This is a genomic window from Blastococcus carthaginiensis (assembly GCF_030731085.1).
Classification (GTDB): domain Bacteria; phylum Actinomycetota; class Actinomycetes; order Mycobacteriales; family Geodermatophilaceae; genus Blastococcus; species Blastococcus carthaginiensis.
This window is the reverse complement of the sequence record NZ_JASNFN010000009.1, coordinates 96,135-111,854: the sequence shown is the minus strand read 5'-3', so window position 1 is coordinate 111,854 and position 15,720 is coordinate 96,135. Positions and strand designations below refer to the sequence as shown.

At 74.6% G+C, this 15,720-nt stretch carries 13 protein-coding genes; 4 read left to right on the top strand and 9 right to left on the bottom strand.

Annotation, left to right across the window (positions count from 1 at the left end; all coding sequences use genetic code 11):
- Positions 1 to 177: 177 nt before the first annotated feature.
- Positions 178 to 1,638 (top strand): DEAD/DEAH box helicase, encoded by a 1,461-nt coding sequence (locus QOZ88_RS09440; RefSeq protein WP_305999527.1) that lies wholly within the window; start codon positions 178 to 180, stop codon positions 1,636 to 1,638.
- 109 nt (positions 1,639 to 1,747) lie between these two features.
- Here the strand turns inward: QOZ88_RS09440 and QOZ88_RS09435 are convergent, their stop codons facing one another.
- The 5 genes from QOZ88_RS09435 to deoC form a co-directional block, all read right to left on the bottom strand.
- Positions 1,748 to 3,094: a hypothetical protein gene (locus tag QOZ88_RS09435; RefSeq protein WP_305999526.1), complete on the bottom strand. Its 1,347-nt coding sequence runs from the start codon at positions 3,092 to 3,094 to the stop codon at positions 1,748 to 1,750.
- Between the two features lie 55 nt (positions 3,095 to 3,149).
- A complete protein-coding gene (gene lpdA, locus QOZ88_RS09430; protein WP_305999525.1) occupies positions 3,150 to 4,556 on the bottom strand; it encodes a dihydrolipoyl dehydrogenase in 1,407 nt (468 codons plus the stop codon).
- Between the two features lie 57 nt (positions 4,557 to 4,613).
- A complete protein-coding gene (locus tag QOZ88_RS09425; protein WP_305999524.1) occupies positions 4,614 to 5,486 on the bottom strand; it encodes an aldehyde dehydrogenase family protein in 873 nt (290 codons plus the stop codon).
- A gap of 73 nt (positions 5,487 to 5,559) precedes the next feature.
- Positions 5,560 to 6,960, bottom strand: coding sequence for an aldehyde dehydrogenase family protein (locus QOZ88_RS09420; RefSeq protein ID WP_305999523.1), 1,401 nt, complete (start codon positions 6,958 to 6,960; stop codon positions 5,560 to 5,562).
- An 83-nt stretch (positions 6,961 to 7,043) separates the two neighbouring features.
- Positions 7,044 to 8,039, bottom strand: coding sequence for a deoxyribose-phosphate aldolase (gene deoC, locus QOZ88_RS09415; protein ID WP_305999522.1), 996 nt, complete (start codon positions 8,037 to 8,039; stop codon positions 7,044 to 7,046).
- Between the two features lie 337 nt (positions 8,040 to 8,376).
- Between deoC and upp the strand changes: the two genes are divergently transcribed.
- Both upp and QOZ88_RS09405 read left to right on the top strand, forming a co-directional pair.
- The gene (gene upp / locus QOZ88_RS09410; RefSeq protein ID WP_091929166.1) at positions 8,377 to 9,000 is read left to right on the top strand and encodes a uracil phosphoribosyltransferase; all 624 of its coding nucleotides are present in this window, start codon (positions 8,377 to 8,379) and stop codon (positions 8,998 to 9,000) included.
- 2 nt (positions 9,001 to 9,002) lie between these two features.
- Entirely contained in the window at positions 9,003 to 9,893 is an 891-nt protein-coding gene (locus tag QOZ88_RS09405) for a Gfo/Idh/MocA family protein (protein WP_305999521.1), read from the top strand.
- 275 nt (positions 9,894 to 10,168) lie between these two features.
- Here QOZ88_RS09405 and QOZ88_RS09400 read toward each other — a convergent pair whose 3' ends face one another.
- The 4 genes from QOZ88_RS09400 to QOZ88_RS09385 form a co-directional block, all read right to left on the bottom strand.
- Positions 10,169 to 10,735 (bottom strand): dihydrofolate reductase family protein, encoded by a 567-nt coding sequence (locus QOZ88_RS09400; protein WP_305999520.1) that lies wholly within the window; start codon positions 10,733 to 10,735, stop codon positions 10,169 to 10,171.
- Between the two features lie 66 nt (positions 10,736 to 10,801).
- On the bottom strand, positions 10,802 to 12,433 hold the full coding sequence (locus tag QOZ88_RS09395) for a phospho-sugar mutase (protein WP_305999519.1): 1,632 nt from the start codon (positions 12,431 to 12,433) through the stop codon (positions 10,802 to 10,804).
- A complete protein-coding gene (locus QOZ88_RS09390) occupies positions 12,430 to 13,248 on the bottom strand; it encodes an NAD-dependent epimerase/dehydratase family protein (RefSeq protein WP_305999518.1) in 819 nt (272 codons plus the stop codon). The genes QOZ88_RS09395 and QOZ88_RS09390 overlap by 4 nt, the downstream gene beginning before the upstream one ends.
- Positions 13,245 to 14,054, bottom strand: coding sequence for a purine-nucleoside phosphorylase (locus tag QOZ88_RS09385; protein WP_305999517.1), 810 nt, complete (start codon positions 14,052 to 14,054; stop codon positions 13,245 to 13,247). The genes QOZ88_RS09390 and QOZ88_RS09385 overlap by 4 nt, the downstream gene beginning before the upstream one ends.
- Before the next feature lie 123 nt (positions 14,055 to 14,177).
- Here QOZ88_RS09385 and QOZ88_RS09380 point away from each other — a divergent pair, with 123 nt between their 5' ends.
- Positions 14,178 to 15,674: a peptidase M16 family protein gene (locus QOZ88_RS09380; protein ID WP_305999516.1), complete on the top strand. Its 1,497-nt coding sequence runs from the start codon at positions 14,178 to 14,180 to the stop codon at positions 15,672 to 15,674.
- Positions 15,675 to 15,720: the final 46 nt, after the last annotated feature.

Sequence of the window (15,720 nt, the reverse complement as noted above, 5' to 3'; positions counted from 1 at the left end):
TAGAGGCACCGGCACAAGGCCGGTCATCCTCCCGGACGGTCGGTCCGGGAACGAGCGCATCCGTGCAGATCCCGCGCCCCTCGGGCGCAGCTGATCGCCAAGTAGGACGCCGGCACTCGCCGGGGCTCCTCCTCTTCCACGGGACGCGCTCCGAGCAGTATCGGAGCCCCACCCCGCATGACGTTGATCCACCCTGCCCCGATCGAGTCGAACGAGGCCGAGACCACCCCTGTCGCGGCGCCCGAGGCGCCGGCCGGCCCCACCTTCGGCCAGCTGGGTCTGCCCCAGCAGCTGGTGACCGCGCTCGAGCGGCGCGACATCCGCCGTCCCTTCGCCATCCAGACCTCGGCCCTGCCCGACGCGCTCGCCGGGCGCGACGTGCTCGGCAAGGCCGCCACCGGCTCGGGCAAGACCCTGGCCTTCGGGCTGCCGCTGCTCGCGCGCCTCGGCGCCGAGGTGAAGCACGGCCGCCGCGCTCCGCGCGGGCTGGTCCTCGTGCCCACGCGCGAGCTCGCCCAGCAGGTGCACGACAACCTGGCCCCCCTCGGCCAGGCGACCGGCGTGCAGCTCGCCACCGTCTACGGCGGCGCGCCCATGTACCGCCAGATCCAGCAGCTCCGCCGCGGCGTGGACGTCATCATCGCCACCCCCGGCCGGCTGCAGGACCTGATCAGCCAGGGCGAGGCCACCCTCGCCGAGGTCGTCATCACCGTCCTCGACGAGGCCGACTTCATGGCCGACCTGGGCTTCCTGCCGGTCGTCAAGGAGCTGCTCGACCAGACCGCGGCCGACGCCCAGCGCCTGCTGTTCTCCGCCACGCTCGACGGCGAGGTCGACGCCCTGGTGCGCCGCTACCTCAAGGACCCGGCGCGGCACGAGGTCAAGCGCCCCGGGGACGACGCCCCGCCGGCCGAGCACCGCGCGTACACGCTGGCCTTCCGCGACAAGGTCGGGCTGGCCAAGGAGCTGGCCCGCCGGCCGGGCCGGACGCTGATCTTCGTCCGCACCCAGCTGGGCGCCGACCGCCTCACCGAGCACCTGCTCGAGGCGGGCGTCAAGGCGGCGGCCATCCACGGCGGTCTCCCGCAGTCCGCCCGCAAGCGCGCGCTCGAGGCGTTCACCGACGCCCGGTCGCCGGTGCTGGTGGCCACCGACGTCGCCGCCCGCGGCATCCACGTCGACGACGTCTCGCTGGTCGTGCACTACGACCCGCCGGCGGACTCGAAGACCTACCTGCACCGGTCGGGCCGCACCGCCCGCGCGGGTGCCGCCGGTGTGGTCGTGTCGCTGCTGCTGCCCGACCAGGTCGGCCAGTCCAAGCGGCGCTTCCGCCAGGCCAAGGTCGACCCGGCGCTGCGCCGGGTGACCCCGGGTGACCAGGAGATCGCCGAGCTCGTCGCCAGCGGCGTGCACGTCGAGCCGGTCGAGCGCCCGGTCCGCGACTCGCGTCGCGCCGGTGGTCCCGGTGGCCGTCCGCGCCGCGAAGGCGACCGGCCGGGTGGCGGTTCCCGCGGGGGCCCGCGCCGCTCGTACGGCGACCGCAACCGCTCCGGCGGTGAGCGGTCCGGCCGCCCCGGCGGCGGTGACCGCCGGTTCGGCGGCGAGCGCTCGGGTCGCCCCCCGCGCACCCGCGACTGACGCGCTCGCACCGTCCTGGCTCAGCTCACGGGGTCCTGGCTCACTGTCGATCGTGAGCCAGGACCCTTGTTGATCAGGCGACCTGATCAACAAGGCGGAGGGGGCGGGTTCAGTCGCGGTGGACCAGCGCGCCGTCGACCGCCGCCACGACCTCGTCCCAGTCGGTGCGCAGCCGAGCGGCCTCGCCGGCGTCCAGGGGCTGTTCGGGCTGCCGGTCGGCGCGGGTCAGCGCCCGGCCGAGCGGCGCCGTCGGGGCGAGCAGCTCCTCCACCCGGGTCAGCCCGGCGTACTCGGCCAGGTCGCGCACGCCCTCCGCGGGCTGCACGAGCGCCCGGTGGGGGACCAGCCCGGCGGCGCCGTCGGCGACCTCGGCCAGCACCTCCGAGAGCTCGGTGAGGTCGTAGCGGTCCTGCTCGGCGGGCAGCGGTGGCGTGTCGGTGTCGGCGACCTCGGGCCAGGAGGCGATCTCGACCAGGTCGTGCCGCTCGTTGCCGGCGCAGAAGCGCGCCAGGTCGGCGGGGGTGTCGAACAGGAACACCTGGCCGTCGCGGCCGAGGAAGCGGGCGACGTCGTCGACGTAGCAGCGGAGGGTCACCCCCGAGCCCTCGGGGACGACGATCTCCACCGGCAGGATGCCGACGGCCTCCCAGAACTCCGCGGCGGCGGCGACCGCGGCAGGCGAGGCGGTCACCCGGCTGCCGCGCGCGATGGTGCTGACGCCCGGGCCGCCGGACACCGACGCGGCGGTCGCACCGGCGGGCTCGGCGACGTCGACCCGCCCGGCCGGCTCGTCGTCGTCGGCGGCCATCTCGTCGTCGCCGGCCTCGGAGGCCGACGGGTACTCCTCGACCGTGGCCGTCCCACCGCCGGTCCAGTCGAAGTGGTCGGAGAGCTCCTCGACCACGTCCTCCCACAGCTCGTCGAAGACGCTGCCGACACCGATCCAGGCGTCCTCGCCGGAGCGCCCGGCGAACGCCTCCACGCCGAGGCCCAGCGAGCCGATCTCGGGCTTGGCGGCGAACTCGGCGACGGCCTCGAACTGCTCCTCGTCGTCGTCCTCGTCGGTGGTGTCCAGGCACTCGGCCAGCCGGCTGACGATGTCGACGGTCGCGGCGAGCTCCTCCACCGCCCACCGGTCGGGGTTCTCGGCGGCGATGTCGTACACCCCGTCGAGGTCGTAGCGGTGGTCCTCGTCCGGGGTCAGGTCGGCCGCCGCCAGCCCCGCGACGACCGGCCACACCGGGTGGTCGGCGAGGTCGTGGTCGGTGCGCGTGCGGCAGAAGGCGGCGAGCTTCGCCGGCGTCGGGAAGAGGTGGACGGTCGCCGTGTCGTCCTCGGTGGTCCCGAGGAACGCCTGCCACTCCTCGCCGTCCTCCTCCCACGGCGGAGCCCACAGGGTGTACCCCGTGCGGTCGTCGAGGGTCAGTGCGATGGGGACGATGCTGGGCCTGGCCACCCGCCCATCCTGCCCTGTCGGCCCGGAGGCGCACCTCCGGGCCGCGCCGCGGTCCTCAGAGGTTGATCATGTGGCCCGCGAGGCCGTGGATCGCCTCCTGCAACCCCTCGCTGAGCGTGGGGTGGGCGTGCACGTTGCGGGCGAGCTCGGTGGCGGTGAGGTCCCACTTCTGCGCGAGCGTCAGCTCCGGGAGCAGCTCGGTGACCTCGGGGCCGACCAGGTGCCCGCCGAGCAGCTCGCCGTAGGTCTCGTCGGCGATCAGCTTGACGAAGCCGCCCGGCTCGGCGAGGCCCTGCGCCTTGCCGTTGGCGGTGAACGGGAACTGGGCGATCTTGATCTTCCAGCCGCGCTCGTCGGCCAGCTCGCGGGCCTGGGCCTCGGTGTAGCCGAAGCTGGCGACCTGCGGCGAGCAGAAGGTGGCCCGCGGCATCATCACGTAGTCCAGCTCCATCGTCTCCGCGCCGGCGATGGTCTCCGCGGCGACGACGCCCTGGGCCTCGGCCACGTGGGCGAGCATGAGCTTGGCGGTGACGTCGCCGATGGCGTAGACGTGCGGCACGTTGGTGCGCATACGGTCGTCGATGGCGATCGCGCGGACGCGGTCGGTCAGCTCGACGCCCAGCTTCTCCAGGCCGTAGCCCTCGACGCGGGGGGTGAACCCGATCGCCTGCATGACCTTGTCCGCGTGCAGCTCGCGGGTGCCCTTGGCGTCGGAGACGGTGACCGTGACCTGGTCGCCCGTGTCGTCGATCCGCTCGACCCTGGTGGAGGTGAGCACCTCGACGCCGAGCTTGCGGTAGGCCTTGGCCAGCTCCTTGGAGACGGCGGCGTCCTCCAGCGGCAGCACCCGGTCGGCGTACTCGACGAGGGTGACCTGGACGCCGTAGTTGCGGAGCACGAAGGCGAACTCCACGCCGATCGCGCCGGCGCCGGCGATCACGATGCTCTCCGGCAGGTCGCGGCTGAGGATCTGCTCCTCGTAGGTGACCACCCGCTCGGAGAGCTCCGTGCCCGGCAGGAACCGGGTGTGCGCCCCGGTCGCGATGATCACCGCGTCGAAGGTGACGGTCTCCTCGCCACCGGCGTTGAGCGCGACCTGCAGGGTGTGCGGGTCGGTGAAAGTGCCCCAGCCGTCGAACTCGGTGATCCCGTTCTTCTTCATCAGGAAGTGCACGCCCTTGACCCGGCCGTCGGCGACCGTGCGGCTGCGGTCGAAGGCGGCGCCGAAGTCGAAGGAGACGTCGCCGGAGATGCCGAACGTCTTCGCCCCGTCGCGCACCAGGTGGGCGAGCTCGGCGTTGCGCAGCAGCGCCTTGGACGGGATGCAGCCCACGTTCAGGCAGACCCCGCCCCAGTACTGCGACTCGACCACCGCCACGCTCTTGCCGAGCTGGGCGGCGCGGATGGCGGCGACGTACCCACCGGGGCCGGCACCGAGGACGACGACGTCGAAATGAGGCACGGGCAGAGGGTAGTGCGACCGCGGCCGGTGCCCTCCGCGGAGGGCACCGGCCACCGATCAGACACCCATCGGATGCCAGACCGTCTTGGTCTCGAGGAACGGCGTCATGCGGGAGAGGCCGGGGTCGGCGGTCCAGTCGGGCTCGGTGACCGGCGGCCGGACGACCCGCTTGATGGTGCCGGCGGCCTCCCGCTCGAACTCCATCGCGCGGCCGGCCGGGGCGCCGGTGAGGTCGATGGCGTCGACGTCGGCGTGCTCGGCCAGCCACGGGCCCAGCTCCTCGGCGTCGCCGGTGAGCAGGTTGACCACGCCACCGGGGACGTCGCTGGTCGCCAGCACCTCGCCGAGGGTGACGGCCGGGAGCGGCCGCTCCTTCGAGGTGACGACGACGGCGGTGCAGCCGGTGGCGAGCACCGGCGCGAGCACGCTGACCAGGCCGAGCAGGCTCGACTGCTGCGGCGCCAGGACGGCGACCACACCGGTCGGCTCGGGCAGGCTGAAGTCGAAGTAGGGGCCGGCGACCGGGTTGGCTCCGCCGAGGACGGAGGCGAGCTTGTCGGTCCACCCGGCGTACCAGACCCAGCGGTCGATGGCGGCGTCGACGGCGGCGCGGGCCTTGGACGACGACAGCCCCTCGCCGGCCGCGACCTCCTCGCAGAACTGGACGTGCCGGCCCTCCATCACCTCGGCCACCCGGTAGAGCACCTGGCCGCGGTTGTAGGCGGTGGCGCCCGACCACTTCGGGAAGGCGCCGCGAGCGGCGACCACGGCGTCGCGGGCGTCCTTGCGGGAGGCCCAGGAGGCGTTGGCGAGGAAGTGGCCCTTGGCGTCGGTGACCTCGTAGGTGCGGCCGCTCTCCGAACGCGGGAACGCGCCCCCCACGTAGAGCTTGTAGGTCTTCCGGACGGCGAGCCGGTCATTCCCGATCACTTGCTGTCAGCTCCTCTACCCACGGGTCGCTTCCGCGCGCGCTCCGCTCCTCGCTCGTTCCTCGCTGCGATGCTCACTTGCTGTCAGCTCCCGTCAGGTACGCGGCGAGCCCGTGCCGGCCGCCCTCGCGGCCGTAGCCGGACTGCTTGTAGCCGCCGAAGGGCGACGTCGGGTCGAACTTGTTGAAGGTGTTGGCCCACACCACGCCGGCGCGCAGCTGGTCGGCGATCTTGAGGATCCGCGACCCCTTCTCGCTCCAGATGCCCGCCGACAGCCCGTAGGTCGAGTTGTTCGCCTTGGCGACCGCCTCGTCGGGCGTGCGGAAGGTGAGCACGCTCAGCACCGGCCCGAACACCTCATCGCGGGCGATGCGGTGGGCGGGGGAGACGTCGGTGAAGACCGTCGGCGGGAACCAGTAGCCGCGCTCGGGCAGCTCGCAGGCCGGCTGCCAGCGCTGCGCCCCCTCGGCCTCGCCGATGTCCGACAGCTCCCGGATGCGGGCGAGCTGCTCGGCCGAGTTGATCGCGCCGATGTCGGTGTTCTTGTCCAGTGGGTCGCCGACGCGCAGCGTGCCGATCCGGCGCTGCAGGCTGGCGATCACCTCGTCGTGGACCGACTCCTGCACGAGCAGGCGGGAGCCGGCGCAGCAGACGTGCCCCTGGTTGAAGAAGATGCCCTGGACGATGCCCTCGACGGCCTGGTCGATCGGGGCGTCGTCGAACACGATGTTCGCCGCCTTGCCGCCGAGCTCGAGGGTCAGCTTCTTGCGGGTACCCGCGACCGCACGGGCGATGGATCGGCCCACCTCGGTGGAGCCGGTGAACGCGACCTTGTCGACGTCATCGTGCTCGACGACCGCCCGGCCGGTGTCCCCGGCGCCGGTGACGATGTTGACCACGCCGGCCGGGAGGTCGGCCTGGCGGCAGATCTCGGCGAACAGCAGCGCGGTGAGCGGGGTGGTCTCGGCCGGCTTGAGGACGACGGTGTTGCCGGTCGCGAGCGCCGGGGCGACCTTCCACGCCAGCATGAGCAGCGGGAAGTTCCACGGGATGACCTGGCCGGCCACGCCGAGCGGCTTGGGTGCCGGACCGAGGCCCGCGTGCTCGAGCTTGTCCGCCCAGCCCGCGTGGTAGAAGAAGTGCGCCGCCGCCAGGGGGACGTCGACGTCGCGGGACTCCCGGATCGGCTTGCCGTTGTCCAGCGACTCCAGGACGGCGAACTCCCGGGCCCGCTCCTGCAGCAGCCGGGCGATGCGGAACAGGTACTTGCCGCGGTCGGCGGGGCGCATCGGGCCCCAGGTCTTCTCGAAGGCCCTGCGGGCGGCGCGGACGGCGCGGTCGACGTCGGCCTCGCTGGCGGCGGAGACCTCGGTGAGCGCCTCCTCGGTGGCCGGGTTGACCGTCTTGAAGGGCTCGCCGGTGCCGTCGACGAACTCGCCGTCGACGAACAGCCCGTAGGAGGGGGCGATGTTCACGATCGAGCGTGACTCGGGGGCGGGGGCGTACTCGAATACGGACGTGGGCTGGGCCGGGCTGGGCGGGGAAGTAGGCATTGCGGTCAGTCCACCGTGACGTAGTCGGGGCCGGAGTAGTGGCCGGTGCGCAGCTTCTGCCGCTGCAGCAGGAGGTCGTTGAGCAGGCTGGACGCGCCGAAGCGGAACCAGTCGGGGTCCAGCCAGTCGGGGCCGGCCGTCTCGTTGATCATCACGAGGTGCTTGACGGCGTCCTTCGTCGTCCGGATCCCGCCGGCGGGCTTGAAGCCGACCTGGCGGCCGGTGGCGATGCGGAAGTCGCGGACCGCTTCGAGCATCACCAGGCCCACCGGCAGCGTCGCCGCCGGGTTCACCTTGCCGGTGGAGGTCTTGATGAAGTCCCCGCCGGCGAGCATGGCGATCCAGCTGGCGCGGCGGACGTTGTCCAGCGTCGTCAGCTCGCCGGTCTCGAGGATGACCTTGAGGTGCGCCTCCCCGCACGCCTCCTTGACCGCGACGATCTCCTCGTAGACGTCGAGGTAGCGGCCGCGGAGGAACGCGCCGCGGTCGATGACCATGTCGATCTCGTCGGCGCCGTTCTCCACGGCGTCCCGGACGTCGGCGAGCTTGACCGCGCGGCTGGCCCGGCCGCTGGGGAAGGCGGTGGCGACGGCGGCGACGTGGATGCCGGTGCCCTCGAGCGCCTCCCGGGCCACGCCGGCGAGGTCGCCGTAGACGCAGACGGCCGCGACCTTCGGGCAGCTCGGGTCACCCGGGTCGGGCTGGCGGGCCTTCGCGGCGAGGCTGCGTACCTTCCCCGGGGTGTCGGCGCCCTCCAGGGTGGTCAGGTCGACCATCGAGATGGCGGTGTCGATCGCCCAGGCCTTCGAGGTGGTCTTGATCGACCGGGTGCCCAGCTGCGCCGCGCGCGCCTCGGCGCCGACCTGGTCCACGCCGGGCAGGCCGTGCAGGAAGGCGCGGAACGCCGCGTCGGAGCGGGTCACGTCGTCGTACGGCGGCAACGGCGCGTGCACCGCGGGGGTCGCCCCGGGCAGCGCGTCGGGGTCGAGCACGTGGGTCATGGTGGCCATTCTCCACTGGCGGTGGCCCTCGACCGACCCCGCTCACCCGGCAGGAGGGCGCGGCGCACCGGGCGTCGTCCCGCCGGCGGACATCCGGGGCGGCGGGATGTCCGTGCGGGGGACACCGCCTCCCGCCATCGGGGGTGGGGCAGGGGCGCACCGCACCCGCACCGGGCGTCGTCCCTCCAGCGGACATTGGGGGCGGCGGGATGTCCGCGCGGGGGACACCGCCTCCGGCCGGCAGGGGTGCACCCGCGCAGTCCGGGGGCGTCGCGTCCGGGCGGCCGGTCCGGGCGGGAGCCCGTCCTGCCCCGCCGGTGCCGATACGGTGTCCGGCGTGCAGCTCACCGTCGTCGACCACCCGCTGGCCCGTGCCCGTCTGTCCCGGATGCGGGACGAGCGCACGGACAACGCCATGTTCCGCGCCGCGCTCCGCGAGCTGACGCAGATGCTGGTCTACGAGGCCACCCGCGACCTCGCCATCGCCGAGGAGCCGATCACCACCCCGGTCACCACGACCACCGGGTACCGGCTGGCCGCCCCGCCGCTGATCGTCCCCGTGCTGCGGGCCGGCCTCGGGATGGCCGACACCGCGCACGGGATGCTGCCGGAGTCGCAGATGGGCTTCGTCGGGCTCGCCCGCAACGAGGAGACCTTCCAGCCCGAGGCCTACATGGCCTCGCTGCCCGAGACCCTGGTCGGCCGCGACGTCTTCGTCCTCGACCCGATGCTCGCCACCGGCGGGTCGCTCGTGCACTGCTGCGAGCTGCTCACCGCCCGCGGCACGACGTCGATCACCGTGCTCTGCGCCCTCGCCGCGCCCGACGGGCTCCGCCGTCTCGAGGAGAGCGGCCTGCCGCTGCGGGTCTTCACCGCGAGCGTCGACGAGGGGCTCAACGACAAGGCCTACATCGTCCCGGGCCTCGGCGACGCCGGCGACCGCCAGTTCGGCGCGGTCTGACCGTGCGCTTCGGGGTCCTCGGCACCGGCCACTGGGCCAGGGCCGTGCACGCCACGGCGCTGGCCGCCCACCCGGCGGCCGAGCTGGCCGGGGTGTGGGGCCGCGACGCCGGGCGGGCGGAGGCGCTGGCGGCGGAGTTCGAGGTCCCCGGCTACGCGGACGTCGACGCGCTGCTGGCCGACGTGGACGCCGTCGCCGTCGCGCTGCCGCCGCACGTCCAGGCGCCGCTCGCGGTGCGCGCGGCCGAGGCGGGCAAGCACCTGCTCCTGGAGAAGCCGATCGCGCTGGACGTGGCCGCGGCCGACCGGGTGGTCGACGCGGTGCGCGCGGCCGGTGTCGCCTCCGTCGTCTTCTTCACCTTCCGCTTCCAGACGGCGACCTCCACCTGGCTCACCCAGGCCGCGCGCACCCGCCTCGCCGGGGGAGCGGGCTCCTGGCTCTCCTCGCTCGCCGGCACCCCCTTCGCGGCCTCGCCCTGGCGGCAGGAGCACGGGGCGCTGTGGGACATCGGCCCGCACGCGCTGTCGGTGCTGGTGCCCGCGCTCGGGCCGGTCGTCTCCGTCCAGGCCGGGGCCGGGCTGCTCGACACCGTCCACCTGGTGCTCACCCACGAGTCGGGGACGGCCTCGACGGTGACGCTGTCGCACACGGTGGCGCCCATGTCGGCCGGCATCGAGTTCTACGTGCACGGCGACGCCGGCCGGCTGGTCCTGCTGCCCGACCTCGAGGCCCCGGTCGAGGCGTTCACCGTCGCCGTCGACGAGCTGACCGCCGCCGCCGTCGCCGGTGGCATCCACCCGTGCGACGTGGGCTTCGGCCGGGACGTCGTCGCCGTCCTCGCGACGGCCGCCCGCGCGCTGGACTCCGGCCGCCGCGAGCCCGTCGGCGCCTGACGGGCCGCCGTCAGGGGCGGGTGAGTTCGGCAGCAAGGTGACTCTCCGGTGGGAAAGTCGGCCGACGGTCGCTCCGTGGGCCGGCAGCACCTGTTGCCACGCGGGTTGAGCCGCTCCACCGACCGTTGAGCCGCGCCCTGACGCGGCCTATCGGTCGGTGGAGCGGCTCAACGTTGCCTTCGTGCGCACCAAACGGCCCTGTCAGTGCCTTCAAAGAAGTGGCCTCGACCTCACTGGAGGTCGTTTCCCACCCTGACGTCACCTTGCTGCCGAACTCAGCGGCGGGTCACCCCGTGGCGGAGCATGACGGTCCCGTTGCCGAACCGGCGCGTCTCGAGCAGCTCCAGGGCCGTGAGGGCGTCGGCCTCCCCGAAGAGCCGCCGGCCGCGGCCGAGCAGGACCGGCGCCACGAAGAGCCGGTACTCGTCGACGAGGTCCAGCCGGCGGAAGGTCGCGGTGAGGTCCGGGCCGCCGAGCACCATGTCGCCGCCGGGGAGCTGCTGGAGCGCCCGGATCCCGTCCGGGTCGACCTCCCGCCGGACCTCGGTGGCCCACGGCACCTCGTCGCGGGTGCGGGAGAACACGATCTTCGGCATGGCCCGCCAGATGCCGGCGAACTCCTTCTCCGGCGCCGAGGCGGCCGGGTCCTCGTCGGCCGTCGGCCAGTGCGCGGCCATCAGCTCCTGGGTGACCCGGCCCTCGAGGAAGGCGCTCGCCGTCGCCAGCTGCGCGTTCATGTGGCTGTGCAGCTCCTCGTCGACGGAGTGCCAGCTGATGTCGTGGTCAGGGCCCTCGAAGAAGCCGTCGAGGGACACCGACAGGTGGACGACGATCTTCCGCATGCTTCCTCCGCTCGTGGCCGGACCAGGCAGGGAGGAGACCGCCCACGTGGGCGGAACTCATCGGTGTCAGAGCCCGAGCGCCGCCGACATCTCCGCGCGCAGCTGGTCGAGCTCGTCGGCACCGCGGCCGCGGGCGGCGATCAGCCCGGCGTCGTCGTGCACGGGGACGACCGTCTCCAGGTAGGCCTTGAGCTTGGGCTCGGTGCCGCTGGGCCGGACGATCACCCGCACGCCGTCGCCCAGCAGCCGGACGGCGTCCACCGGCGGCGTCCCGAGCGCCAGGTCGGCGGACTCCACGGGGCGGCCGAGCAGCGTCGCCGGCGGGGCCGAGCGCAGCCGGACCATCGCCCCGGAGATGACCGAGAGGTCCTCCACCCGCACCGACAGCTGCCCGGTGGCGAACAGCCCGTGCTCCCGGGCCAGCTCGTCCAGCCGGTCGAGCAGCGTGCGGCCGTCGGCCTCGAGCTCCGCGGCCAGCAGCGCGATGGCGAGCGCGGCGGAGATGCCGTCCTTGTCCCGCACCACCGACGGCGCCACCGAGTAGCCCAGCGCCTCCTCGTAGCCGTACACCAGCGGCGCCGCATCCGAGCCGGCCCGCATGATCCACTTGAAGCCGGTCGGGGTCTCCTCCGACGGCACCCCGTGCGACTCGGCGACGACGTGCATCAGCGAGCCGCTCACCAGCGACGACGCGTACGTCCCGCGCACCCCGCGGCGCAGCAGCCAGTCGGCCAGCAGCGCCCCCACCTCGTCGCCGGTCAGCTGCCGGCCACCGACCACCACCGAGCAGCGGTCGGCGTCGGGGTCCTGTGCGATCGCGACGTCGGCACCGGACCGCTCGGCCAGCGCGGTGAGCAGGTCCACCGCCCCGGGCTCCTCCGGGTTCGGAAGGGCGACCGTCGGGAACGCCGGGTCGGGGCGGTCCTGCTCGGGCACGCCGGCCGGTTCCGCGAACCCCGCCGCGGCGAACACCAGCCGGGTCGTCGACGCGCCCACCCCGTGCATGGCGGTGTAGGCCACGCGCAGCGCCGCCCGGTCGGCGGCCGGCACCCGCTCCGGGTCGAGCGCCCGCACCACCGCGGCCACGTACCCGGTGAGGACGTCGTCGCCCAGGACCCCGTGCCCGCCGGCCAGCGGGATCTCCCGCGCCGGGCCGACGGCGGCGATGGCGGCCTCGATCTCCCGGTCGGCCGGCGGCACCAGCTGGGCGCCGCCCTCCAGGTAGAGCTTGTAGCCGTTGTCCTCGGGCGGGTTGTGGCTGGCGGTGACCATCACGCCGGCCACCGCGCCGAGGTGGCGGACGGCGAAGGCCAGCACCGGGGTGGGCAGCGGCCGCGGCATCAACTGCACCCGGAAGCCCAGGGCCGAGAACACCTGGGCCGAGAGGGAGGCGAACTCGTCCGACCGCCGCCGGGCGTCGAAGCCGATCGCGACCGTCCCGCCGCCGTGGCCGGTGTCCAGCAGGTACCGGCCCACCCCGGCCGCGGCGCGCAGCACCACGGCGGCGTTCATCCCGGCCGGCCCGGCCCGCAGCGGGCCGCGGAGCCCCGCCGTCCCGAAGGTCAGCGGGCCGGCGAACCGGCGGGCGAGCTCCGCGGTGTCCCCGGCGTCGACCAGCGCCAGGATCTCGGCGCGGTCGTCCTCGTGCGGGTCGGCCCCGGCCCAGGCGCGGGCGGTCTCGAGCAGGTCCTGCATCATGCCGTGAAGTGCTCCGCGTCGAAGTCGGCGGTCGTGTACTCGCCCCCGACCCGGCGGTGCACCGGGTCGGCGAGGTCGGGCTCGCCGTGGGCGGCCACCAGTGCGGCGGCGTACCCCTCGGCGTCGTCGGTGGACCGGTAGCCCAGCGCCTCGGCGGCGGAGAGGTCCCACCAGCGGCGGGCGTTGTCCGACACCCCCCACACCACGCGGAAACCCGGCGACGGCGCCCGCAGCGCGGCGTCGACCAGCGCGACGGTGTCGGAGGGGGAGAGCCAGGTGGAGAGCTGGCGGGTGGTGGTCGGCTCGGCGAAGGCGCTGCCGATCCGCAGGCAGACGACGTCCAGGCCGTAGCGGTCGGCGTACAGCGAGCCCAGCGCCTCCATCGCGACCTTCGAGACCCCGTAGTAGGTGTCCGGGCGCGGGGGCGCGTCCTCCTCGCGGAGCAGGCCGTCGTCGGGACGCTCGGTCCAGCCCGACGCGTGGTTGCTGCTGGCCAGCACGACGCGCGGGACGCCGGCCTGCCGGGCGGCCTCCAGCGCGCAGTAGGTGCCCTCGATGTTGGCGTGCGAGATCGCCGCCCAGGTCGACTCCCCGGAGATGCCGGCGAGGTGGACGACGGCGGACGCGCCGCGGGCGGCGCCGGTCATCGCGGCCAGGTCGGTGGCGTCGGCGACGAGGTGCTCCTCGCCGGGCCGGGGCTCGGGCACCGCGACGACGTCGAGGCTGCGCACCGCCCAGCCGCGCTCGGGGAGCCCGCCGCGCAGCACCGTGCCGATCCGCCCGGCCGCGCCGGTGACCAGGACCGGACCGGTCACGGCAGCCGCCCGATGAGCTCCACGAGGAACTGCCCGAGCCGTCCCGCGGCCGCCCGGCCGGCGGTGATGACCTCGTCGGCGTCCAGCTTCTCGCCGGTGACCCCCGCGGCGGCGTTGGTGACCAGCGAGAGGCCGAAGACCTCCAGGCCGGCGGCGTGCGCGGCGATCGCCTCCAGCGCGGTGGACATGCCGACCAGGTCCGCGCCGAGCGTGCGCAGCATCCGGATCTCGGCCGGCGTCTCGTAGTGCGGCCCGGGCAGCGCGGCGTAGACGCCCTCGGTCAGGCCCGGGTCGAGCTCCCTGGCGATCGCGCGCAACCGCGAGGAGTAGAGGTCGGTGAGGTCGACGAAGTGCGCGCCCACGAGCGGGGAGCGGGCGGTCAGGTTCAGGTGGTCGGAGATGACGACCGCCTGGCCCACCCGGTGCTCGGGGGCCAGCCCGCCGGCCGCGTTGGTGAGGACGACCGTCTTCACGCCCGCGGCGGCCGCCGTCCGCACGCCGTGGACGACCGGCTCCACGCCGCGGCCCTCGTAGAAGTGGGTGCGGCCGAGGAAGAGCAGGACCTTGCGGTCGCCCACGCGCACCGAACGGACCTGGCCGCCGTGCCCGACCGCGGTGGGGGCGGCGAACCCGGGCAGGTCGCCGATCGCCACGGCGGCGGCCGCCTCGCCGAAGGCGTCGGCCGCGGGGGCCCAGCCGGAGCCCATGACGACGGCGACGTCGTGCGGGCCGCCGAGCGCGGTGGTCAGGGCGTCGGCCGCCTGCGCGGCCAGGGCGGTGGGGTCGGTTCCGGGGAGCTCGCTCACGCGGGGACGCTAGCGCAGCGGGCCCTGGGCCGCCGTGGCACTCGTGCCCCACCGGTCCCTGCCGGAGAGCAGCAGCCGCGTGTCGGTTCCTCGCCGCACCACCGGATCAGCAGCATGTCGCCCGTGCAGCGCATCGACATCGACGGAGTCCCCGTGTTCGCCGCGCCCGGGCCCCAGCGGGTGACGGCCGCCCTGGCCTTCGGGGTGGGCGTCCGCGACGAGACCTACGCGACCCTGGGCGTCACCCATCTGGTCGAGCACCTGGTCATGGGGTCGCTGCCCAAGTCGCACCTCGAGTGCAACGCGATGGTCGACACCGAGATGACCGTCTTCCACGCCACCGGGCGCCCGCAGGCGGTGCTGGCCTTCCTCGCCGGCATCTGCGCCGCGCTCGCCGACCTGCCGGTGCACCGCATCGCCCAGGAGGTGGGCGTGCTGGAGGCCGAGAACTGCGCCGGCGCCCACCCGACGGCCGCCGCGCTCTGGGCCGCCCGCTTCCGGCTGACCGGCCCGGGGATCGCGCTCGCCGGCGGTGGCGTGCCGGTCGGGCTCGGCGAGGACGTCGTCCGGGCGCATGCCCGGCGCTGGTTCGTGCGCGGCAACGCCGCGCTGGTGTGGCACGGCGAGCTGCCGGCGGAGCTGCGGCTCCCGCTGCCCGAGGGCCCGCGGCCCCAGCGGCCGGAGCCGGTGCGGCGCGAGCAGGCGGGCCCGGTCTGGATGCGCGGTCCGGTCGCCGGGGTCGGGCTCCTGGTGACCGCCGGCGACCAACGGGACGCCGCCGTCGGCGCCGGGCTGGACGTGCTCGTCCAGCGGCTGCGCGACGTCGCGCGGCACGAGCGCGGGCTGAGCTACCACGCCGACCTCGAGATCGCCGACATCGCCCCCGGTCAGCGCGAGGTCGCCGTGCTCGTGGACGCCCGCGAGGGCGAGGAGGGCACCGTGGCGCGGGTGCTCTGGGAGCAGTTCCTCGACCTCGTCGGGCACGGCCCGTCGGCGGCGGAGCTGGCGCACGCCGTCGAGGGGTACGCCGAGGACCTCGACAAGGGCGACGAGACGGTGCTGGGCGAGCTGACCAGGGAGGCCTTCTGCAGCCTCTTCGACCTGCCCTTCCGGTCCGGCGCCGACGGGCTCGCCGCCTGGCGCGAGGTCACGCCGCAGCAGGTGTCGGAGGTGCTGGGCCGCGCGGTGCCGACGGCGGTGCTCGTGCTGCCCGAGGGCGCGGACCCGGGCCCGCTCGCCGGGGGGATCGAGCCCCGCACCCTCTGCAACCACGTCCCCGAGCTCCCGAAGGGCACCACCTTCCGGCCCCCCCTGCTGGTCCGGGCGCTCACCAGGGAGGCGCGGCTGCGGCTGGTGGTCGGGGACGACTTCCTCGCGCACGGCGACTCCGACGGCGACGGGCACGTCATCCCCTGGGCGCAGGTGGAGGCGGCGGTGCCGGCGGCCGAGGGGGAGGGCGTGTTCGTCGTCGGGCGCAACCTCTGCGGGATCGACGTCCACGAGAACCTCTACGGCCGCAAGGCGGTCGACCTGGTCCGCGCCCGGCTGCCGCGTTCCGCGTGGGTCGTGCCGGCGCCGCGGGCCGGCGAACCCGGCAACGCCGTCCTCGCCGGGAGGTGAGGGGGCGCCGCCGGGTGGGCGAGCGTGGTCGTCCCTAGACTTCCGG